This is a genomic window from Mycobacterium sp. 852002-51613_SCH5001154, from assembly GCF_001667425.1.
Taxonomy (GTDB): domain Bacteria; phylum Actinomycetota; class Actinomycetes; order Mycobacteriales; family Mycobacteriaceae; genus Mycobacterium.
In genome coordinates this window covers 118,993-140,369 of record NZ_LZII01000052.1, presented here as the reverse complement: position 1 = coordinate 140,369, position 21,377 = coordinate 118,993, and the positions used below count along the sequence as shown (strand labels likewise).

21 protein-coding genes are annotated in these 21,377 nt (G+C 67.8%); 17 read left to right on the top strand and 4 right to left on the bottom strand.

Features of this window, described 5'->3' with window-relative positions; all coding sequences use genetic code 11:
* Positions 1 to 194 precede the first annotated feature (194 nt).
* From infA to truA, 8 genes are all read left to right on the top strand, one after another.
* A complete protein-coding gene (gene infA, locus A5750_RS13765; protein ID WP_046182346.1) occupies positions 195 to 416 on the top strand; it encodes a translation initiation factor IF-1 in 222 nt (73 codons plus the stop codon).
* A gap of 40 nt (positions 417 to 456) precedes the next feature.
* Positions 457 to 570, top strand: a complete 114-nt coding sequence (rpmJ, locus tag A5750_RS25340; protein WP_003879483.1) for a 50S ribosomal protein L36 — start codon at positions 457 to 459, stop codon at positions 568 to 570.
* Positions 571 to 737: 167 nt separating this feature from the next.
* A complete protein-coding gene (rpsM, locus tag A5750_RS13760) occupies positions 738 to 1,112 on the top strand; it encodes a 30S ribosomal protein S13 (protein ID WP_007167900.1) in 375 nt (124 codons plus the stop codon).
* Positions 1,113 to 1,118: 6 nt separating this feature from the next.
* Positions 1,119 to 1,535, top strand: a complete 417-nt coding sequence (gene rpsK / locus A5750_RS13755; protein ID WP_066945725.1) for a 30S ribosomal protein S11 — start codon at positions 1,119 to 1,121, stop codon at positions 1,533 to 1,535.
* Between the two features lie 8 nt (positions 1,536 to 1,543).
* Entirely contained in the window at positions 1,544 to 2,149 is a 606-nt protein-coding gene (gene rpsD / locus A5750_RS13750; protein WP_066945719.1) for a 30S ribosomal protein S4, read from the top strand.
* Between the two features lie 75 nt (positions 2,150 to 2,224).
* Positions 2,225 to 3,268 carry a DNA-directed RNA polymerase subunit alpha gene (locus A5750_RS13745; protein ID WP_066945716.1) on the top strand — a complete coding sequence of 348 codons (1,044 nt, stop codon included), beginning with the start codon at positions 2,225 to 2,227 and terminating at the stop codon, positions 3,266 to 3,268.
* A gap of 60 nt (positions 3,269 to 3,328) precedes the next feature.
* Positions 3,329 to 3,967, top strand: coding sequence for a 50S ribosomal protein L17 (gene rplQ / locus A5750_RS13740; RefSeq protein WP_066945713.1), 639 nt, complete (start codon positions 3,329 to 3,331; stop codon positions 3,965 to 3,967).
* The gene (truA, locus tag A5750_RS13735; RefSeq protein ID WP_231989197.1) at positions 3,954 to 4,805 is read left to right on the top strand and encodes a tRNA pseudouridine(38-40) synthase TruA; all 852 of its coding nucleotides are present in this window, start codon (positions 3,954 to 3,956) and stop codon (positions 4,803 to 4,805) included. The genes rplQ and truA overlap by 14 nt, the downstream gene beginning before the upstream one ends.
* Here truA and A5750_RS13730 read toward each other — a convergent pair.
* Both A5750_RS13730 and A5750_RS13725 read right to left on the bottom strand, forming a co-directional pair.
* Positions 4,802 to 5,422 (bottom strand): cutinase family protein, encoded by a 621-nt coding sequence (locus tag A5750_RS13730; RefSeq protein ID WP_066945968.1) that lies wholly within the window; start codon positions 5,420 to 5,422, stop codon positions 4,802 to 4,804. The two genes, truA and A5750_RS13730, sit on opposite strands and share 4 nt — an antisense overlap.
* A 57-nt stretch (positions 5,423 to 5,479) precedes the next feature.
* A complete protein-coding gene (locus A5750_RS13725; RefSeq protein ID WP_066945710.1) occupies positions 5,480 to 6,334 on the bottom strand; it encodes a cutinase family protein in 855 nt (284 codons plus the stop codon).
* Between the two features lie 120 nt (positions 6,335 to 6,454).
* On the opposite strand from A5750_RS13725, the gene eccB reads away from it, so the two are divergent.
* Entirely contained in the window at positions 6,455 to 7,828 is a 1,374-nt protein-coding gene (gene eccB / locus A5750_RS13720) for a type VII secretion protein EccB (RefSeq protein WP_067263431.1), read from the top strand.
* Here eccB and mycP read toward each other — a convergent pair.
* Together mycP and eccD are read right to left on the bottom strand one after the other, a co-directional pair.
* Positions 7,793 to 9,085, bottom strand: a complete 1,293-nt coding sequence (gene mycP / locus A5750_RS13715; protein WP_067263427.1) for a type VII secretion-associated serine protease mycosin — start codon at positions 9,083 to 9,085, stop codon at positions 7,793 to 7,795. The two genes, eccB and mycP, sit on opposite strands and share 36 nt — an antisense overlap.
* Positions 9,082 to 10,476 (bottom strand): type VII secretion integral membrane protein EccD, encoded by a 1,395-nt coding sequence (eccD, locus tag A5750_RS13710; protein WP_067263424.1) that lies wholly within the window; start codon positions 10,474 to 10,476, stop codon positions 9,082 to 9,084. Before eccD ends, mycP begins: the two co-directional genes overlap by 4 nt.
* 125 nt (positions 10,477 to 10,601) lie before the next feature.
* Between eccD and eccCa the strand changes: the two genes are divergently transcribed.
* The 8 genes from eccCa (at position 10,602) to A5750_RS13670 (ending at position 21,377) form a co-directional block, all read left to right on the top strand.
* A complete protein-coding gene (eccCa, locus tag A5750_RS13705) occupies positions 10,602 to 14,288 on the top strand; it encodes a type VII secretion protein EccCa (RefSeq protein ID WP_067263421.1) in 3,687 nt (1,228 codons plus the stop codon).
* On the top strand, positions 14,285 to 15,517 hold the full coding sequence (locus A5750_RS13700; RefSeq protein WP_066945958.1) for a type VII secretion-associated protein: 1,233 nt from the start codon (positions 14,285 to 14,287) through the stop codon (positions 15,515 to 15,517). The genes eccCa and A5750_RS13700 overlap by 4 nt, the downstream gene beginning before the upstream one ends.
* A 49-nt stretch (positions 15,518 to 15,566) precedes the next feature.
* Positions 15,567 to 15,884 carry a WXG100 family type VII secretion target gene (locus A5750_RS13695; RefSeq protein ID WP_066945961.1) on the top strand — a complete coding sequence of 106 codons (318 nt, stop codon included), beginning with the start codon at positions 15,567 to 15,569 and terminating at the stop codon, positions 15,882 to 15,884.
* A gap of 15 nt (positions 15,885 to 15,899) precedes the next feature.
* Positions 15,900 to 16,196, top strand: coding sequence for a WXG100 family type VII secretion target (locus A5750_RS13690; RefSeq protein WP_066945698.1), 297 nt, complete (start codon positions 15,900 to 15,902; stop codon positions 16,194 to 16,196).
* A 219-nt stretch (positions 16,197 to 16,415) separates the two neighbouring features.
* The gene (rplM, locus tag A5750_RS13685; protein WP_066945695.1) at positions 16,416 to 16,859 is read left to right on the top strand and encodes a 50S ribosomal protein L13; all 444 of its coding nucleotides are present in this window, start codon (positions 16,416 to 16,418) and stop codon (positions 16,857 to 16,859) included.
* 17 nt (positions 16,860 to 16,876) lie between these two features.
* Positions 16,877 to 17,344, top strand: coding sequence for a 30S ribosomal protein S9 (gene rpsI / locus A5750_RS13680; protein WP_369817388.1), 468 nt, complete (start codon positions 16,877 to 16,879; stop codon positions 17,342 to 17,344).
* A gap of 149 nt (positions 17,345 to 17,493) precedes the next feature.
* Positions 17,494 to 18,831: a phosphoglucosamine mutase gene (gene glmM / locus A5750_RS13675; protein ID WP_067263418.1), complete on the top strand. Its 1,338-nt coding sequence runs from the start codon at positions 17,494 to 17,496 to the stop codon at positions 18,829 to 18,831.
* 206 nt (positions 18,832 to 19,037) lie between these two features.
* The gene (locus A5750_RS13670; protein ID WP_067263415.1) at positions 19,038 to 21,377 is read left to right on the top strand and encodes a hypothetical protein; all 2,340 of its coding nucleotides are present in this window, start codon (positions 19,038 to 19,040) and stop codon (positions 21,375 to 21,377) included.

Genomic DNA, 21,377 nt, shown 5'->3' with positions numbered 1-21,377 from the left:
CGATTTTGGGTCAGGGCGCTGACCAGGTATCGTGGGACAACGGTGCGTCATCCGCGCCGGCTTTTTGCGTGCCCTGTCTTAGGAATTTCCTGGAATTTCCTGCCCTTGGCTCACGTTTCTAGTCGGGCGAATGCTGCGCCGGTATAGGCGCACACAAGGATACGAAACCAAAGACGAGGATTTGACGAGAAGTTATGGCCAAGAAGGAAGGCGCCATAGAGGTCGAGGGCCGCGTGGTCGAGCCCCTGCCCAATGCGATGTTCCGCATTGAGCTGGAGAACGGTCACAAAGTACTCGCCCACATCAGCGGCAAGATGCGGCAGCACTACATCCGCATCCTGCCCGAGGACCGGGTGGTGGTGGAGCTGTCTCCGTACGACTTGTCCCGGGGCCGCATCGTGTACCGGTACAAGTAAGCCCGAATCTGACAACGAGAAAGAACAGGATCGATCAGCCGTGAAGGTGAACCCGAGCGTCAAGCCAATCTGTGACAAGTGCAGGGTGATCCGTCGGCATGGGCGGGTCATGGTGATCTGCTCCGATCCGCGCCACAAGCAGCGCCAGGGCTAACCGCTAAGCGCTTGCTACACAACTGAATGCAGACCTCCCAGCACCACTGAACGGCTGGCATATCTAGATATGGGCCAGTTCACCCACGCCCGGACGGAGGCCGGGCCCCGCGAAGCGGGAACGGGCTGGGAAAAGACCTCCGCCGAGAAAAAGAGGAAACGCCACCTATGGCTCGACTAGTAGGCGTCGATCTGCCGCGCGACAAGCGGATGGAGATCGCGCTGACCTACATCTTCGGCGTCGGCCGCACCCGGTCGAACGAGATCCTGGCAGCTACGGGAATCGATAAGGACCTGCGCACCAGGGACCTGACCGACGACCAGCTGACCCACTTGCGTGACTACATCGAAGCGAACCTCAAGGTCGAGGGTGACCTGCGCCGCGAGGTGCAGGCCGACATTCGCCGCAAGATCGAGATCGGCTGCTACCAGGGCCTGCGACACCGCCGCGGCCTGCCGGTGCGCGGCCAGCGGACCAAGACCAATGCGCGCACCCGCAAGGGCCCCAAGCGCACCATCGCAGGCAAGAAGAAGGCCAGGTAATCGCCCATGCCACCAGCCAAGAAGGCATCCTCTGCGCCCAAGAAGGGGCAGAAGACCCGCAAGCGGGAAAAGAAGAACATCCCGCACGGTGCCGCGCACATCAAGAGCACGTTCAACAACACGATCGTGAGCATCACCGACCCGCAGGGCAACGTCATCGCCTGGGCATCGTCGGGTCACGTCGGCTTCAAGGGTTCGCGGAAGTCGACCCCGTTCGCCGCGCAGCTCGCCGCCGAGAACGCCGCACGCAAGGCGCAGGAGCACGGCGTGCGCAAGGTCGATGTGTTCGTGAAGGGCCCGGGCTCGGGCCGCGAGACGGCGATCCGGTCGCTGCAGGCGGCGGGCCTGGAGGTCGGCGCGATCTCCGACGTCACCCCGCAGCCGCACAACGGCTGCCGTCCGCCGAAGCGCAGAAGGGTCTAGGAGAAATCATGGCACGTTACACCGGACCCATCACCCGCAAATCGCGCCGGCTGCGCACCGACCTCGTCGGCGGCGACCAGGCGTTCGAGAAGCGCCCCTACCCGCCCGGCCAGCACGGCCGCGCGCGGATCAAGGAGAGCGAGTACCTGCAGCAGCTGCAGGAGAAGCAGAAGGCCCGCTTCACCTACGGCGTCATGGAGAAGCAGTTCCGCCGCTACTACGAAGAGGCCACCCGCCAGTCTGGCAAGACGGGTGAGGAGCTGCTCAAGATCCTGGAAAGCCGGCTGGACAACGTCGTGTACCGCGCCGGGCTGGCCCGCACGCGCCGGATGGCCCGCCAGCTGGTCAGCCACGGCCACTTCAGCGTCAACGGCGTGCACGTCAACGTCCCCAGCTACCGGGTGTCGCAGTACGACATCATCGACGTGCGGGACGGCTCGCTGAACACGGTGCCGTTCCAGATCGCGCGGGAGACGGCGGGCGACCGCCCGATTCCGAGCTGGCTTCAGGTGGTGGGGGAGCGTCAGCGCATCCTCATCCACCAGCTGCCCGAGCGGGCGCAGATCGACGTGCCGCTCGCCGAGCAGCTGATCGTCGAGTTCTACTCGAAGTAACGGACTTTCGAGCCGCCCGGCTCGGAAACCTAACGGCATCAAATAGCGGGTGCCGAGAAGGAGAAGAAGAAACAAATGCTGATTTCTCAGCGACCCACATTGTCGGAGGAAGTCCTCACCGACAGCCGCTCGCAGTTCGTCATCGAGCCCCTGGAGCCCGGATTCGGTTACACCCTGGGCAATTCGCTGCGCCGGACGCTGCTGTCGTCGATTCCCGGCGCGGCCGTCACCAGCATTCGCATCGATGGTGTGCTGCACGAATTCACCACCGTCGCCGGGGTGAAGGAAGACGTCACCGCGATCATCCTGAACCTCAAGGGACTGGTGGTGTCCTCCGAGGAGGACGAGCCGGTCACCATGTACCTACGCAAGCAGGGTCCGGGCGCGGTCACCGCGGGTGACATCGTCCCGCCGGCCGGTGTCACGGTGCACAACCCCGACATGCACATCGCGACGCTGAACGACAAGGGCAAGCTCGAGGTCGAGCTCGTCGTCGAGCGTGGCCGCGGTTACGTCCCGGCGGTGCAGAACCGGGCCTCCGGCGCCGAAATCGGCCGCATCCCGGTCGATTCCATCTACTCGCCGGTGCTCAAGGTGACCTACAAGGTCGACGCCACCCGTGTCGAGCAGCGCACCGACTTCGACAAGCTGATCCTCGACGTCGAGACCAAGAACTCGATCACCCCGCGCGACGCGCTGGCGTCGGCCGGTAAGACGCTGGTCGAATTGTTCGGCCTGGCACGCGAACTAAACGTCGAGGCCGAGGGCATCGAGATCGGGCCGTCGCCGGCCGAGGCCGACCACATCGCCTCGTTCGCGCTGCCGATCGACGACCTGGACCTGACGGTGCGGTCGTACAACTGCCTCAAGCGCGAGGGCGTGCACACCGTCGGCGAGCTGGTGAGTCGCACCGAGTCCGACCTGCTCGACATCCGCAACTTCGGTCAGAAGTCGATCGACGAGGTGAAGGTCAAGCTGCACCAGCTGGGCCTGTCGCTCAAGGACAGCCCGCCGAGCTTCGACCCGTCGCAGGTCGCCGGCTACGACGTGGCCACGGGCACCTGGTCCACCGAGGGCGCCTACGACGACCAGGACTACGCGGAAACCGAACAGCTGTAATAGAAGTCCGTCCCGGCCCTACCTGATACGGGGGTCGGCCCCCGATGAGGAGATAGTGCAATGCCCAAGCCCACCAAGGGCCCCCGCCTCGGCGGATCGTCTTCGCACCAGAAGGCCCTGCTGGCCAACCTGGCGACGTCGTTGTTCGAGCACAACCAGATCAAGACGACCGAGCCGAAGGCGCGCGCGCTGCGTCCGTACGCGGAGAAGCTGATCACGCACGCGAAAAAGGGCACGCTGCACAACCGTCGCGAGGTGCTCAAGAAGATCCGCGACAAGGACGTCGTGCACAAGCTGTTCGACGAGATCGGGCCGTTCTTCGCCGACCGCAACGGCGGCTACACCCGCATCATCAAGGTGGAGCCGCGCAAGGGCGACAACGCCCCGATGGCGGTGATCCAGCTGGTGCTGGAGAAGACGGTGACGTCGGAGGCCGACCGGGCACGCCGGGTGAAGGCGACCAAGAAGTCGGACGCGCCCGTGGCGGCAGCGGCGGCGCCTCAGGCGGCGGTCGAGCCTGAGGAGGCCGTCGGCCCGACGGCCGAAGAGGTGACCGAGCCGGCCGAGACCACCGAGTCCTCGGAGTCCGGCGAGACCACCGAAGCCCAGGCCAAGGCCGAGGAGAAGGCCGACAAGGCCGTTGCCGCGAGGGCCGAGGCCGAGAAGGCCGCCGAGGCCGACGAGGCTGACGAGAGTTAACGACGCCGTCCGTCTGCGGCTCGACATCGCCTACGACGGAACGGAATTCGCTGGCTGGGCACCGCAGTCCGGCCAGCGCACCGTCGCCGGAGTGCTCGACGAGGCGCTGACGACGGTCTTCCGTGCGCCCATGCGGCTGCGGGCGGCCGGGCGCACCGACACCGGGGTGCACGCCACCGGTCAGGTTGCGCACGTCGACGTGCCGCCGGCCGCGCTGCCGCACGCCTACCCGCGCTCGTCGCGCGTCGGGGAAACGGAATTCGAGCCCCTGGTGCGCCGGCTCGGGCGGTTCCTGCCCACCGATGTCCGGGTGCTCGACATCGCCCGCGCCCCAGCGGGTTTCGATGCCCGGTTCTCGGCGCTGCGACGCCATTACGTCTACCGGCTGTCGACGGCGCCCTACGGGGTGGAGCCGCAGCAGGCACGCTACATCACCGCGTGGCCGCGCCCCCTGGATGTGGACGCGATGACAGCCGCGTCGCGAGATCTGTTGGGGCTGCGCGACTTTGCCGGGTTCTGCCGTCATCGGCCCAACGCCACCACCATCCGCGATCTGCAGCGCCTGGACTGGTCGCGCGACGGTGACCTGATCACCGCGCACGTCAGCGCCGATGCGTTCTGCTGGCAGATGGTGCGCTCGTTGGTGGGGGCGTTGCTGGCCGTGGGCGAGCATCGCCGCCCGGTGTCGTGGTGTCGTGAATTGCTCACCGCTACAACTCGTTCCAGTGACTACGCGGCCGCGCCGGCGCACGGGCTGACGCTGGTCAGCGTCGACTATCCGCCCGATGACCAGCTGGAGGCGCGCAACCTGGTCACCCGGGACCTGCGCACCCGTTAAACCTTGGCCGCGACGAAACTGGCCGCCTGGTTGGTCAATCCGGGCACATAGCTCAGGTGGGACGCCCACCGGCTTCCGCCCGAGCAGATCGGGTCGCCGGGATTGCACAGGTCGATGGTCTTGCCGGCGAATTCCGGGGTCAGGGCGTTCATCAGCCCGCCCGCCCGGCTCGACGGATTCCCGAACAGGGCGACGGCGGCGACGTGATCGGCGGCCGCGGCCGGCAGCGGCTGGCGAAAGCCCAGGCCGGGCATCGGTGCGGCCGTGACGATGTCGACGACGGCGGCGCCCTGCGAGTAGCCACCGAGCACCAACTTGGTGTTGGGGCAGTTGCCCGCCATCTGCTGGATATGGTTGCTGGCGTCGTTGGCGCCGTCCGCGGCGGCCAGGAAGTCCTTGTTTGCCGGGTAGTTCACCCCATATGAGCCAACGCTTTTGCCGGTCTGCTGGCGCAGCGAGTTCACGAACGCCCCGCCGACCTTGCCGACGCCCGGTGGTTCGTCGGTTCCGCGGGCGAACACCACCTCAACGCCGGGGCACGAGGCGAAGGCCTGCGGAAGCAGTTGGGGAGCAACCACTATCGCGGCGCCGGCGAGCAGCCCGGCGCCCAGCGTCAATGGAATGAGCCGCACCCCACGATGTTAGGGGCGCGTTGATCTCGCGCCGGTAACGATTCAGACGAGAGGTGCTTGCGGAGTCACCGTGGTCGGCGCGGCCGGCGACGGCGTTGGACCGGTTCCGCCGTGGATCGAGGGCGGCGACCCGGGCGGGGTCTGCTGCCCGTAGACCGGCGACGGCGTGGCACCGGGCTGGTTCGGAACCGGGCCCAGCGGCGGCCCGAACGCGGGGTTCGACTGACCGGCGGCGGCCAACTTTTGGGCGACGAACGCCGCGGCCTGGGTGGTGTAGACGGGGACGTAGCCCTCGGTGTGCCCGCTCCACTCGTTACCGGGGCCGGCGTGGCAGATCGGGTCGTTGGGGTTGCAGTAGTCCTGCGCCTTGGAACCCAGCAGCGTGCTCTGCGTGGGCAGCGTGCCGCCGGCGCGGTCGGCCACGTCACCGAAGGTGACGACGGCGGCGATGTTGTCCGCGTATTGCGCCGGGAGCTTGTTGCCCCAGCTGATGCCGCCGATCGGGACGCCGGCGACGATGTCCATCACCGACGCGCCCTGCGAGTAGCCGCCCAGCACGATCTTGGTGTTGGGGCAGGTTTCCACGCTCTTCTTGACGCGGTCGATGGTGTCGTTAGCGCCGTCCCCGCCGTGTAGCTGCAGCTTGCTGGCCGCGTAGTTCACCCCGTAGGGCAGGATGTTCAGGCCGGTCTGCTGGCGCAGCGAGTCGACCAGGGCGTCACCGACGCGGCCCAGCCCGGCCGGCTCGTTGGTGCCGCGCGCGAAGATGACCTCGACGTCCGGACAGTCGAAAGCGGAGGCTGTCGGCGCCGCGGCGGGGGACAAGAGCAGGCCGGCGGAGGTAACCACTGCAGAAACCCCCGGACCCACCCAGCGACCTAACCGGTGGGAAAACACGCCGTAACTTTACCTACCCTAAGCACGGTTCGAAAGTTCGCTGACCTGTGGATCAATTAAGCGCCCCCGCTGACGGGCGATTTAGCGTATGCGCAACGACTACGCAGGTTGGGGGAATCAGTGCAGCGTGAGCCCACCACGTGGCTGCACGTCAGCGGCTACCGATTCCTGCTGCGTCGCGTCGAGTGCGCGTTGCTGGGCGGGAACATCCACACCCTCAGCGCCGGCTCGCGTACGCAGACGGCGGCGCTGACGATCGGGTGCGTGCTGGCGGCGGTCGCCGTCGCGGGGGCTGCGCTCCTTGCTTTGCTGCGGCCACGGGCGGCGCTCGACAGCGCCCAACTGGTGATGGGGCAAGAATCCGGGGCGCTGTACGTACGGGTGGGCGATACCTGGCACCCCGTCATGAACCTGGCGTCGGCGCGGTTGATCGCGGCAGTGGCGGCGAATCCCCGGCCGGTGCCCGAAGCGGACTTGGCCCGGGCCAAACGCGGCCCGCTGCTGGGTATCCCGGGTGCGCCGCATTCCATCGGTGATCCGTTGTCGGCGGACGAAGCGGCCTGGACGATCTGCGACGCCGACGCCGACGGCGCCGGCACGACGACGGTTGTTGTGGGCCGCACCGACGACGCGGCGGCCGGGCGACTGGGTTCCGGGCAGGCCGCACTGGTCGCGCCAGCCTCGGGTTCGCCGGCCTACCTGCTCTACGACGGGAAGCGGGCCGTGGTGGACGTCGCCGACGTCGGGGTCGTGCGCGCGCTTCGGCTGGAAGGCCGCAAACCGCGACGCGTCTCCGCGGCGTTGCTGAACGCCATCCCCGAGGCCCCATCGATCAGGACACCCCTTATCCGAGGCGCCGGCGACAAGGCGTCCGCGCTACCCGGTTTCGCGGTGGGCAGCGTGGTGCGCATCACACGGTCTGGGGGTGACGAGTATTACGCGGTGGTCGCTGCCGGGGTTCAGCGGATCGGACAGGTGGCCGCCGACCTCCTGCGCTCCAGCAATTCCGAGGGCACCGCTAACGCCGTCACGGTGGCGCCCGATGCGATTCGCGCCGCTCCGATCGTCGATGTGCTGCCGGTCGCCGGCTTCCCCGACCGGGCCCCCACCCTGTCGGACGGCAGCGCTTTGTGCGTCTCGTGGCAACCGGCGCCACCCGGCCGATCGGGCGTCACGTTTCTGACCGGCGCTCGGCTGCCGATACCGGCCGGTCAGGCACCCGTGACGTTGTCCCAGGCCGACGGCCCCGGCCCCGCACTGGACGCGGTGTACATGCCGCCCGGCCGAAACGCCTATGTGCGAGTCGGTACGCGGTACCTGGTCACCGACAGCGGGGTGCGGTTCGCGATCCACGACGACGACGCCGCACATGATCTCGGGCTACCGGCGGCTAACCCGGCGCCGTGGCCCGTACTGGGGGCCCTTCCGGCCGGGCCGGAACTGAGCAGAGAGAAGGCGTCAATCGGCCGTGACGTTGTCGCGGGGGTGCCGTAGTCGCCCCCTGGCCACACCGGCGGCCAGCGCAACCCCCAGCGCGGCGAGGCACAGCGCGACGCCGCGCAACGCGGTGTTCCGCGCGTGTGCGTTCTGCGGCGCGGGTGGCGGCGGCGCGGCGATCGTCGCGGGGGCAGGCCTCGATACGGTCCCGGGTGGACCGGCATCGGTGCTGATTGCCGCCAGCGCGTCGATCGCGCCGTTGCCCACGAGCGGGTCCCAACCGGAGGGCGGGTGATGGGCTGTGGACTCGATGCGCTGCATCACTTGCCGCGCGGTCAACACCGGGAACCGCGCCCGGATCAGCGCGGCCAGCCCACTGACCACTGGCGCGGCATAACTGGTGCCGGACACCGGTTCCGAGCCGAGCGGCGTCACCGCCTCGCCGGGCGCCGCTACGTCCACCCAGGGGCCTGCGACGGTGAAGTCCGACGGCGCCCCTTCAGGATCCACCGAACCGACGGTCAGCACGAAGTCGTCGTACCACGCCGGGCTGACCGCAACCGTGGCCGTCTCCCAGGTGGCATCTGAGCGCTGGGGAGGGCAATGCGCAGCTCCGCCGGCGTTGCCGGCCGCGGCCACGATGACGGCGTTTTTGACATCGACGGCGTAGGCCAGCGCGGCGCCCAGTGCGCGATCGTCGAGCGCCGACGCGACCGGAACGCAGGCCACCGAGGAGATGTTGATCACCGAGGCGCCGAGATCGGCGGCAGTGCGGACGGCCTTCGCCATGGTGTCGACGTCACCGACGCCCCCACGGGACCGGTCATCGGCGGGGGAGAACTTAGCGCTGGACTGGCGGATGCTGATCACGGTGGCTCCGGGGGCAACGCCAGCCGAACCCGAATCCGCTGTGGCAGCGATGATTCCGGCGACCAGAGTGCCGTGCGCATCACAATCCTGGGTCCCGTCGCCCCCGGACACATAATCCCCGCCCGGCACCACATCGGATAGCAGGGGATGCCGCGAGACACCGGTGTCGATGACCGCGACCCGTTGGCCGGTGCCGCGGGTGAGCTGCCAGACCCGCGACAGATCGAGGAGGTCAGCGAGCCGGTCAGGCGCCGATCCCGTCGTCAACTTCGCGCAAACCTCGCGTTGCACCGTCGGCCGCGTGGGTGCGGGCCGTGCGGGCTTCGGTAACCACCTGTCGTCGACCTGAGGCGGCGGAACCGCTTGGGCCACTGGCAGCCCCAGCACCGTCAGCCACGCCAGCGCAGACACCGGCAGGAGGCGGACGACGCGCGACGTCCTCACTTGAGGTTCAATTCCCGGACTGCGCCATAGAGTCCGCATATCCAGCACGCCAACGGGACCAACGCGACCAGTGCCAGCCACTCCAACGCATCGAAGCTGCGGCGAACGATCGGCGAAAACGACATCGTCGGAGCGGCAAAACCGAGGTAAAGCGCCGCGGCGCTCAGCGTCGCCGCAGCGGCGGCGACCCACGGCCCGTGGCCAGTTGTGCCCATGGCGGCCACACCGAAAGTCGTCCCCACCACCGCCATTCCCGCGATGGCGAACGTTTGCATCCTTATGCCGGCACCGGACCGCGCACGTAAGAGCAGCAAAGCGCCGGTGAGAGTGCCGAATGCCATGCAGGACAGGCGCGATGCGCCGGCCAGCACGGTCACGACCGCACCGACGGCCGCCGATGCCGAGAATCCGGCAAGCAGGCTCGACAACCGCGCATCGGCGCGGCGCGCCTGCACCGTCAGGCGAGCCACGCTTGCTTGGCCCTCGTCCATGTCCGATGGCGGCAACAGCTGGGGCGATAACCCCGCCAACACGATCGAAACCCGCGCCGAGGCCCCAAGCAGGCCGAGTGACACCAGCGCCGAGCCCGCGCCGAGGGCGCGCGGCGGGGCCGCGGTGATCAGCCCCACCAGTGCGGCCACGGCGACCACCGTCGTGACGCACGATACGGCGGTCAATGCGACCACTCCGCAACCCGATGCCCGCATCGCCAAAACGCAAGTCATGGTCGCCGCTGTCGCGGCCAGCAAGACATTGCAGACGCCAGGGCGGCCGGGTACCGCCAGAAAACCGGCGAGCGCCGCAAACGCGGTGGCCATCGCGTTCAGCGCCAGCCCGGCGACCGCATTCCGATAGGCCCGGTGCACAACCACAGCGGACAGCAGCGCAACCAGGCCCGTGCCCGCCGCCACGCCCACCGTCATGTTGATCGCGTGGTCGGGGTTGCCGCTGAGCGCATTTCGGATGAGCGCCAGCACGCCGATGGCGATCGAGCAGCTCGCCGCGACCGTACCGGTGCGCCGGGCCGCCGGTCGATTCCGGGCATCGGTCCCAGGTTCTGCAGCCGACGCCAGCGCCTCCGTCACGGCCTCCGCGATGTCGTGGTGACGAGTTACGGGTGGCGGGGCGGGCTGCTGGCTCAGTAGCAGAACTGCGCCATCTGCAATGTCGTTCTGCGCCAGCGTCTTCGACGGGTCCAGAGCAGAGTATCCAGGGAGTGAAAGGTGGTAGCGCTTGGCGGTCAGATCGTCGTCGCCGTCACGGACCCTCAGGAGGTCGACGATCGACGGGGTCAGTATGGCGATGGGAATCTCGGCCGGTAGGGACACGTCGGTGGCGGTGGCGCCGGAATGGATTGACACCCGGCGCAGCCCCGGATCGGTCGCAGGCAATGGTGCCCCCTTCAGTCGGATTGCCCCCAAAATAGCCAGGTTTCGGCCGCCGGGTATCTGACTGTCCACAGGTGACTTGTCGTGGCCCTCGGTGCTGCCTACGGTCGCGCGAGGGAGGGGACGAGATGACCCGAGTTTTCGTGCCCGTGGCGCGTTGCCAGCCACCGGCAGTAGCCACCGCTGACCTCCCTGTCGATCCGCCGCCCGCCCCGCCGTCTTCGCCGACACCGGGCCTGCTGCGCATGTTGCCGGCCCTCCTGGCCGTCGCCGGAATGAGTGCGATGGCGGCGGCATTCGGGTCGGGGCTGGGCGGCAACCGTACCCCCATGTTCCTGGGCTTCCCGATCATGATGATGGCCTCGTCGCTGGTGACAGCGATGGCTGTGCGCGGGCGCCGCCAGGGCGGCGGCATCGAAGGCGAACGCCTCCGCTACCTCGGATACCTCAGTCAGCTACGCGCAACCGTCACCGAAACCGCTGAAGCACAGCGTTCCTCGCTGGCATGGAGTCACCCCGACCCCGACACGCTGTGGACATTGATCGGCGGCCCCCGAATGTGGGAGCGCCGAGCGACCGACCCCGACTTCTGCCTAGTCCGAGTCGGCACCGGCACCCAGCCGCTGGCCACCCGGCTGGTAGCCCCGCCGACCAGCGAACCTGCCGACCCGGTCACCACCACCGCCCTGCAACGCTTCCTGCGCGCTCATTCCACGATCGTCGGACCGGTCGCGATCGGCTTGCGGGGAATCCCACGTGTGACGATCGACGGCGACGAGACCGCGGCGCGGGGAACGCTGCGGGCGATGATTTGCCAGCTTGCCGTCTTGCACCCTCCCGATCAGTTGCTGATCGTCGCCGCGATCAGCGACCGGAACCGTAGGCACTGGGAGTGGCTGAAATGGTTGCCGCACAACCAACACCCGAGCGCGGCCGATGGGTTGGGCGCCGTGCGGATGGTGTATCGGAATGCGCGGGATGCGCGAAGCGCGCTCACCGGTGTGCGGTCGACGCACGCGGTGGTGATCACCGACCTGGGTGACAGCGTCGCCGAAATCGCGGGTGCGACCGTCGTCGAAGTCGGTAGCGGCCGCGACGGCGCACCGGTGACGATAAGCCCGTTAGGTGAAGATCAGACGCTGACAGAGCCGGACGGGTTGGCCCCCTTGGAGGCGCTGGTGTGTGCCCGCCGGTTGGCGATGTACCGGGCCGGCAAGGCCTTTCGCGGCAACAACGCCGCGACTTGGCCGAGCCTGATCGGCATCGACGAGGTGTCCTGCTTCAATCCGGTCGCATTGTGGCACAACCAAGACCACCGCGATCGGCTCCGCGTCCCGATCGGAAGCCGGGCTGATGGCGCGCGGCTGGAGCTGGATATCAAAGAGGCCGCGGAAAACGGCATGGGTCCACACGGGCTCTGCATCGGCGCCACGGGGTCGGGCAAGTCTGAGCTACTGCGCACGATCGCACTGGGGATGATCGCGCGAAACCCGCCCGATGTGCTCAATCTGCTGCTTGTCGACTTCAAAGGCGGAGCAACGTTTCTCGATTACGCCCGGGCACCGCACGTGGCGGCGGTCATCACCAACCTTGCCGACGATGCGCCGCTGGTGGCCCGGATGCGTGACGCCTTGGCCGGTGAAATGAACCGTCGGCAAAGGCTTTTGCGCGCGTCGGGCGTGGCCAGCGCCGCGGCGTACGAACGTGCGCGCGGGGACGGCACCGCATCGACGACTCTGCCTACCTTGTTCATCATTGTCGACGAGTTTTCCGAGTTGCTGAGCCAGCATCCGGATTTCGCCGACCTTTTCGTGGCGATCGGACGGCTCGGCCGGTCCTTGGGCATGCATCTGTTGCTGGCTAGCCAACGACTCGACGAGGGTCGGCTGCGCGGGCTGGATGCCCACCTGTCCTATCGGCTCTGCCTGAAAACCCTGTCGGCCGGTGAATCACGCGCGGTGCTGGGAACACTCGATGCCCATCAACTGCCGAATATTCCTGGGGCGGGTTACCTGCGGACGAGCGACGGAGAGCTGACCCGATTCCACGCCGCATACGTTTCGGGACCGCTGCCGGCCGGTCCGCCGGCCGCGACGCCCGTGTCTGAGCCTTCCGTGCGCGCGTTCGGGACTCAGAGGGTCGGCGAGATCATCCACGCCATCGAGACCGGTGGGGCGTCAGAGCGAACGGCCGTGCACGCGGTCCTGGACCGGTTGTCCGGCCACGGGCCGCCCGCGCACCAAGTCTGGCTGCCACCGCTAGGCCCGGCGCCCGCGCTGCACACCGTGCTTCGCGATGCTCCTCGCGGGTCGGCAGCCCTGACGGTTCCGCTCGGCATCGTCGACCGGCCCTTCGAGCAGTCCCGAACACCGCTGATGGTCGATTTGCGAGGAGCCGCAGGCAATGTGGCGGTCGTCGGCGCGCCGCAGTCGGGCAAGTCGACGGCACTGCGCACGCTGATCACAGCGTTGGCAGCCACACACGACCCGCGGCAGGTGCAGTTCTACTGCCTGGACTTCGGCGGCGGGGCGCTGACGTCGACACGGACAATCCAGCATGTCGGTGCGGTCGCCGGAAGGGCCGAACAGCGACTCGTGGCGCGGATCGTTGCCGAATGTGAGTCGGTTATCCGTTCACGGGAGGCCATCTTCAGTGTCCACGGGATTGGGTCGATGGCGGAATACCGACAGCTGCAGGCGCAGCGCAAGGCGCCCGACACCGATCCTTTCGGGGACATCTTCCTTCTCGTCGACGGTTGGGCGACTCTACGTGAGCAATTCGCCATACTGGAGTCATCGGTCACCGCCATTGCGACACAGGGTCTTTCGTTCGGCGTGCACGTGGTGGTGTCGGCGTCGCGGTGGGCTGAGGTCAGGCCCGCATTGCGGGACCAAATCGGCACCCGCATCGAGCTGCGATTAGGTGATCCCGCCGATTCCGAGGTGGACCGAAAAGCGGCGCAACACGTGCCCCAGGGCAAACCGGGCCGCGGTCTTTCCAGCGACGGGTCGCACATGATGATGGCCTTACCCCTGGCCGAGATCGGTCCCACCGAATTTCGTGCGCCACCAATACCCGTGCTGCCCAAGGTAGTAGAGCGTGACACCGTCGTGACCCGAGTGGGCGACCGCATCGTCCTGGGCATCGACGAGCATCGGCTGCAGCCGGTGACATGCGAATTCGACCGGCACGCCCATCTTCTCGTGCTCGGCGACAAGGGGTGCGGCAAGACCGCGACATTACGCACACTGTGCCGTGAGTTAGTCCGGACGAAGACCCACGCGCAGGCGAACCTCGTGATCGTCGATTTCCGGCGCTCGCTGCTCGGCGTCGTCGAGACCGAGCATCTCGGGGCGTACGCCATCTCGCCGGGCTCCCTGGCCGGGATGCTGCCAGACCTGCTCGACCTGTTGCGGCGTCGAATGCCCCCGGTCGACGCCACCCCGACCCAGCCGCGAGCCGGGTCGGGGTGGTCTGGGCCCGATATCTACCTTGTCGTCGACGATTACGATCTGGTCGCCGGCCCAGCAGGCAATCCGCTTGCGCCGATTACCGAATATCTGCCGTATGCGACGGATCTGGGGCTGCACCTGCTCATAACGCGGCGCAGCGGTGGGGCGGAGCGCGCGTTATTCGAGCCCTTGCTCGCGGCCGTACGTGATTTCGGTTGCACGACACTGATGATGAGCGGATCTCCCGGCGAGCACGTGCCGTTCGGGTCCGGTCGCCCAGCGCTATTGCCGCCCGGACGCGGTGTTCTGCACACCGGCGCGGGCGACGAACAGCTCGTCCAGGTGGCTTGGAGTGCGCCTTGAACGCACATCGCATCGTCATCGAAGCAGGGCCAGGCACGGTCCGCCGATTATGTTGCGGGGCAAGCGCGGTCGCCGAGCACGAGAGGTCCGAGATCGTCGGGGCGGCGCTCGGTGCCATAGACGATCGGGTCACGGTGGTGGGCGAGCACCCGGTCGCCGTTGCTTCGCTGTGGCGTGACGCGCTGCGATCGGCGGCTTGTGCGCGCGGCAACGACGTCGTCGTGGTCTATCCATCTTGGTGGTCGTCGTCGCGTGTCGGGATGGTGAGCGCGGCAGCGGCGACCGTGTTCGATCGCGTGCTGGCGCGACCCCGGTCGTGGTTGCTGGCGCGGGCCGCCGGTGCCGATGCGGAATCGACGGTGGTCGTGGAGATCACCGAGCGGATGGTGGTGATCGGTGGCGCCGAAGTCGTGGCCATACCGCGTCGGCCGCAACCGCGTCCTGTCGCCGACGAGGTGGCGGCCACCGTCGCCGGCACGCCCGCGGTCACTGTCCTCATCGACACGCCTGGGGCCGTGGCCGGGGCGGCGACCCTTGCGGCGTCGATCGCTGGTGCCGCGCGCGGCAACGGGCAGACGGTGGTGTGCATCGACGACGCCCGGCTGGCCCGGCTGGCCCGATCGGTCGCGTCCCATCACGACGAGCCGACTGAGTCGCGCGGACCCGGCGATCGTGTCCGATCTCGCGCACGGACACTGAGCGGCCTCGGTGCGGCCGCCATGGTGCTGGCCGCTGCGGCCCCGGCGGTCGTCACCGTGGACCGGCACGCCCCGGTGATTCCGCCGCAGGCGGAAGCCGTGCCGACAAAATTCCTGGTGGAAGGCCGGGTCGCAGTTACGGTGCCCGCGGATTGGCCCACCCAGCGGGTGGTCGCCGGGCCGGGATCGGCGCGGGTGCAGGTCACCTCCCCGTCCGATCCCGAAGTGGCGTTGCACCTCACGCAGTCGCCGGTCGTCGGCGAGACGCTGAGTGGCACGGCCGAGCGGTTGAAACGCGCGATCGACGCCGAGCCCGCAGGTGTGTTTGTCGATTTCAATCCCTCCGGGACCAGCGCCGGCAGGACGGCGGTGACGTACCGCGAGGTCCGCGCCGGCCATCACGTGCGGTGGACGGTGCTGCTGGACGGCCCGGTCCGGATCAGCCTCGGATGCCAGAGCCCGCCCGGGATGGAAGACGCCGTCCGGGTGGCCTGTGAGCAGGCCGTGCGGTCCGCCCACGCCATCGGATGAATCGCGAATCGAGTGGAACCAAATGCGCGTCGTCAGGGTCGAACTCAATATGGCTGCAGCGAACACACTAAACGCCGATTTCGACCTGATGCGGTCCGTTGCGGGCATGACGGACGCCCGCAACGAGGAAATCCGGGCCATGCTGCAAGCGTTCATCGGCCGCGTGAGCGGAGTGCCGCCATCGGTCTGGGGCGGGGCCGCGGCTGGGCGGTTCAAAGACGTGGTGGATCGCTGGAACGCCGAGTCGTTGCGGCTCTATCACGTCCTGCACGCGATCGCCGAGACCATTCGGCACAACGCGGCCAGTCTGCAGGCGGCCGGCCACGACCACGCAAGCCACATCACCGCCGCCGGCGGACAACTCTGACCGAAAGGACCATCCGTGGAATCGGCGCTCTCCTACGACTTCGGCGAAATCGAGTATTCGGTTCGCCAGGAGATCCACACCACATCGGCCCGCTTCAACGCGGCGCTGGATGAACTGAGGTCGCAGATCGCCCCGTTGCAGCAGCTCTGGACCCGTGAGGCTGCGGCCGCCTACCAGGTTGAGCAGCAGAAGTGGCACCAGGCCGCGACCGCCCTCAACGAGATATTGGTAGATCTCGGAAACGCGGTGCGCGATGGCGCGGACCAGGTGGCGGACGCCGATCGGCGGGCGGGCCACGTCTGGGGAGGGTAGCCGCGCCCATAGTCGTCTGTGTGGTCCCGGTGGGGGAGAGCCGTCGGGACCACACAGTCGTTTTGACCTGCGGGGACACCCGTCGGTAAGCTGCTCGGTTGGCGTGCGGTACGCCGGGGCCTCGGGTCAATGTCGGTCGCCGAGATATCCCCACCGCAAACGCCTGACCGGCACCCGGCTCGACCCGGGATCCACCTCGAGAAAGAAAAGGTAAGCGCTGTGCCCACCTACGCGCCAAAGGCGGGTGACACCACGCGGTCGTGGTACGTCATCGACGCCACGGACGTGGTGCTTGGCCGCCTTGCCGTCGCGGCAGCCACCCTGTTGCGCGGCAAGCACAAGCCGACGTTCGCCCCCAATGTCGATGGCGGTGACTTCGTCATCGTCATCAACGCCGACAAGGTCGCCCTGTCCGGCGACAAACTGCAGAACAAGCTGGCTTACCGCCACTCGGGGTATCCCGGCGGCCTGCACTCGCGCACCACTGGCGAGCTGATGGAAAAGCACCCCGACCGCGTCGTCGAGAAGGCGATCGTCGGCATGCTGCCCAAGAACAAGCTCAGCCGTCAGATCCAGCGCAAACTCCACGTCTACGCCGGCCCGGAGCACCCGCACGCCGCTCAGAAGCCGGTTCCGTACGAGATCAAGCAGGTGGCCCAGTGACCGAAACGACCGAGGCCCTGGAAACCACGGCCACCCCGGAAACCCCGGACGTTCCGGCCGAGGCGCCCGCCCCCGCGGCCGCCGAGTCCTTCGTCTTCGACCGGCCCATCCAGACCGTCGGCCGCCGCAAGGAGGCCGTGGTGCGGGTGCGCATGGTCCCCGGCACCGGCAAGTTCGACCTCAACGGCCGCAGCCTGGAGGACTACTTCCCCAACAAGGTGCACCAGCAGCTCATCAAGGCCCCGCTGGTCACGGTCGACCGGGCGGAGAGCTTCGACATCTTCGCCCTGCTGCACGGCGGCGGACCCTCGGGCCAGGCCGGTGCGCTGCGTCTGGGCATCGCCCGGGCGCTGATCGTGGCGCAGCCGGAGGACCGGCCCGCGCTGAAGAAGGCCGGGTTCCTCACCCGTGACCCGCGCGCAACCGAGCGCAAGAAGTACGGCCTGAAGAAGGCCCGCAAGGCGCCTCAGTACAGCAAGCGCTGATCAACCATCACTTTCTGGCCGCAACGGGGCCTCAAACGGGGAAGGCACGCGCTTTCTTCGGCGTGTCTGCGCGCAAACGCGCCCCGTTTCGGTCAGAAAAGAACGGGCACGTTAGGTGCTAAACCGTCGATTGTGAGAGGTTTGTCCGCATGGGCCGACTATTCGGCACCGATGGTGTCCGCGGGGTCGCCAATCGGGAGTTGACCGCCGAGCTGGCGCTGGCGCTGGGCGCCGCCGCCGCTCGGCACCTGGCGAGCTCGGGCGGACCGGGCCGGCGCGTCGCCGTGATCGGGCGCGACCCCCGGGCCAGCGGCGAGATGCTGGAGGCCGCGGTGATCGCCGGGCTGACCAGCCAGGGTGTCGACGCGCTGCGGGTAGGGGTGCTGCCCACCCCGGCGGTGGCCTACCTGACCGGCGCGTATGACGCCGACTTCGGGGTGATGATCTCGGCGTCGCACAACCCGATGCCCGACAACGGCATCAAGATCTTCGGCCCCGGCGGCCGCAAGCTCGACGACGACACCGAGGACCGGATCGAGGCGCTCGTGACGGCGGAACCCGGGCTGCGCCCGGTCGGCGCCGGCATCGGCCGCGTCATCGACGCCGAGGACGCCGCCGACCGCTACCTGCGCCACCTGAGCAAGGCCAGCACGCTGCGGCTCGACGGCCTGACCGTGGTGGTCGACTGCGCGCACGGCGCGGCCTCGTCGGTGGCGCCGCGGGCGTACCGCGCCGCCGGCGCCCGGGTGATCGCGATCAACGCCGACCCCAACGGGCTGAACATCAACGACAACTGCGGCTCCACCCACCTGGACTCGCTGCGCTCGGCGGTCATCGCGCACCGGGCCGACCTCGGCCTGGCCCACGACGGGGACGCCGACCGCTGCCTGGCCATCGACGCCAACGGCGACCTCGTCGACGGCGACGCGATCATGGTCGTGCTCGCGCTGGCGATGCGGGACGCCGGCGAGCTGGCCTCGGACACGCTGGTGGCCACCGTGATGAGCAACCTCGGGCTGCACCTTGCCATGCGCTCCGCCGGGATCACCGTGCGCACCACCGGCGTCGGTGACCGCTACGTCCTCGAGGAACTGCGGGCCGGCGAGTACAGCCTCGGCGGCGAGCAGTCCGGCCACATCGTGATGCCCGCGCTGGGCTCCACCGGGGACGGCATCGTCACCGGGCTGCGCCTGATGAACCGGATGGTGCAGACCGGCTCGTCACTGACCACGCTCGCCGCGCCGATGAAGACGCTGCCGCAGGTGCTGATCAACGTGCGCGTCGCCGACAAGGACGTCGCCGCCGCGGCGCCCGCGGTGCGCCCCGCGGTCGGCGACGCCGAGGCCGAACTCGGCGACACCGGCCGAATCCTGTTGCGGCCGTCGGGGACCGAGCCCCTGATCCGGGTCATGGTGGAAGCCCCCGAGGCGGACGTCGCGCAGCGCGTCGCGAATCGGGTGGCCGAGGCGGTCAGCTCCGCGCGCTGACTTGCGGCCGGACTCCGGGTGCATTACCACGCCACCGGCGATCTCGACTGAATTGATCCCCAGGCCTGGGGCAGTAATCTTGTCGCCAGCGCGGAAGGGGTGGGGATGCTCGTCGGTAGCGGTGCGCGGCGAATCGGGGTTCGCTTCGCTGGTCGGCGTGCGCAGAAAGCGGTCGGCCGGCGATCGCGGCGCGGCGTGGAGGTGCGGTGCAGCTGAAGTATCTCACCAAAGGGGAGCTGGTGGCCGGGGCCGGCGGTGATCCGTGGGAGATCAACCGGACCCTGCAGGCGGGCCAGCCGGGGCAGATCTCCAACCTGGCCAACGCCTTTCATGGCGGCGGGCGCTCTACTGCCGAGGCCGACCATGCCTTCGAGCAAGCCCGCAAGCGATTCGAGGCGGCCTGGAATCGCCAGAACGGGGATCACCCGATCAACGCCTCCGCCGAAGTCCAGCGCACGACCCAGGCGCTGGGAGCCCAGTCCGAACAGTTGCCCAAGATCGGCGCCGACCTGGAAAACATCGCCGCCGCGCTGGCCGAGGCGCAGAAAAGCGGCGCCGCAGAGATCGCCACCTTGGAAGGCCAGTTGGAGCACCTCGATCAACTGATCGACCTGGCGATGAAAGATCTCCAGGACCACCCGGACGCGGCGAGCCAGCAGGAGCTGCACACGATCATCAAGATGCTCAAAGCCTCCGCGGTGAGCGACACCAAAGACGCGCTCGACCAGCTGCAGGCAACACGGCACAACTACTCCGACTCGCTACACCAGGCGCAGACCAACCTGGCGAACGACGGGTACGACCCCGGCCACGTCCTCGGTGTCGACGGTCACGAGGCCGAGACGCCCGAGCAAGCCGAACAAGACGTCAAGGGAGCGCTCGGGGGTGATAAAGGGGCCGCCGCCCGCGTGAACGGGGTGCTGAACTCGATCACGCCCGACCAGCGTGCCGGGAAGGTGCCGTTGACCGCCGAGCAGGCGTCGGTGTTGAGCCAGCTGCAAGCTCAAGAGCACGGGATGTCGATCGATGCGCTCAACACCGCCGAGCAACGGCTCGGCGACGAAAAGGGCATGATCGGCAACTCCTGGCAGTTGATGAGCAACCCCAACCTCACGTTCCCCAAGACGCCACTCCAGGTCGGTGCGAAACAGGGGACGGACACGGTCAAAGGCGGGGCCGCGCAGCTGCCGGAAAGTGTTCAGCAGGCGCTGAATTCGTCTGGCCTGGAATACATGCGCCAAACTAACGACATCGCCATCATCGTCAAGGACGGCGACAAGTCCTTCCAGACGAACACCGATCTGGATCGGGCGATGGTCCGCAAGGCCGGGGCCATGATGGACACCCCGCTCTGGCAGCACGACCCGGCCAGCCAGGGCCAAAACGTCGAGCGCGATCCCGCCATGGACCCCACGGTGTCCAACGTGTTATCCGCGATGTCGCCCGATCACCAGGTCGTCCACGACACCATGACCGGCAGCGATCACGACAAGTTCCTGCAGAACCTGACCCATCACGCCTGGAAGGACAACGGCCAGGCGGTCGGTTCGCTGTTCTCCTGGACCGGCGACGCCGCGCAGGGGCCGGAAGCCAAAATCGCCGGTGAAACCGCCCGCGCGTACGCGGATTACGTCGGCCACCATGCGTCCACGGACTTGCTGCATCTCCCGGGCAACCACACCTTGGGGCAAGTGAACCCCAACCTCGTCCAAGCGATGGGCCACGGCCTCGACCCGTACGTCAACAACATCGCCGGAACATCCAATGGACTGCCGGAATTCGGTAAACCGCTCGACAGCACCGGTGACGTCCATTCCGGCGCACTGCCTCTCGCCAAGGGCATCTTCTCGGTGATGGACAGCGACCCCACCGCGGCGCGGGACTTCAACAAGAACGCGTACACCCAGGCGTTGCTGCACGACTCTTCGTTCGCGCTGAATCCGCATCATGACGGTTACAGCGACCAGCTCTACGACGCCGCCACGTTGCGGGGGCTGGTCGATGTCGGGACTCACAATGCCTACGAAGCGAACGAACAAAACGGTTACCACCAACAACTCTCGGAATACGACTCGAAGAAGCTGGCCTACGAAGACAGCGTCCAGGCCGCCAGCACGGTCGGCGGTTGGGTCCCGGGGGTGGGCAAAGTCGCCGGACCCACGATCGGAATGGTCGGGCATAACCTCGAAAACGACATGTTGGGGCCGGCGCCCACAGCGCCGGGCCAAACGCCGATCCAACCCATGGACATCGGGAACGCCGACGAACACATGCTCGATGCGCTGCTCGGGGCAAACCAGCACATCTCGGGATTGCCGCCCGAATATCTTGTCTACGACCATGATCACCCCAATGGGCGAATCGCGACGCTCGACGAGATGCAGGCCAAACATCCCGATCTCACCGCCGGTCAATACAACAATGTGCTCGGCCCCGTCTTGTCTCAGACACTTGAGCTGCCGCCGAATGAGAAGATGTCGCCGGATCAATACATGATCGATCGCTACAACAACGTCATCGGGGTACCGCAACCCCCTGGGAAGTAA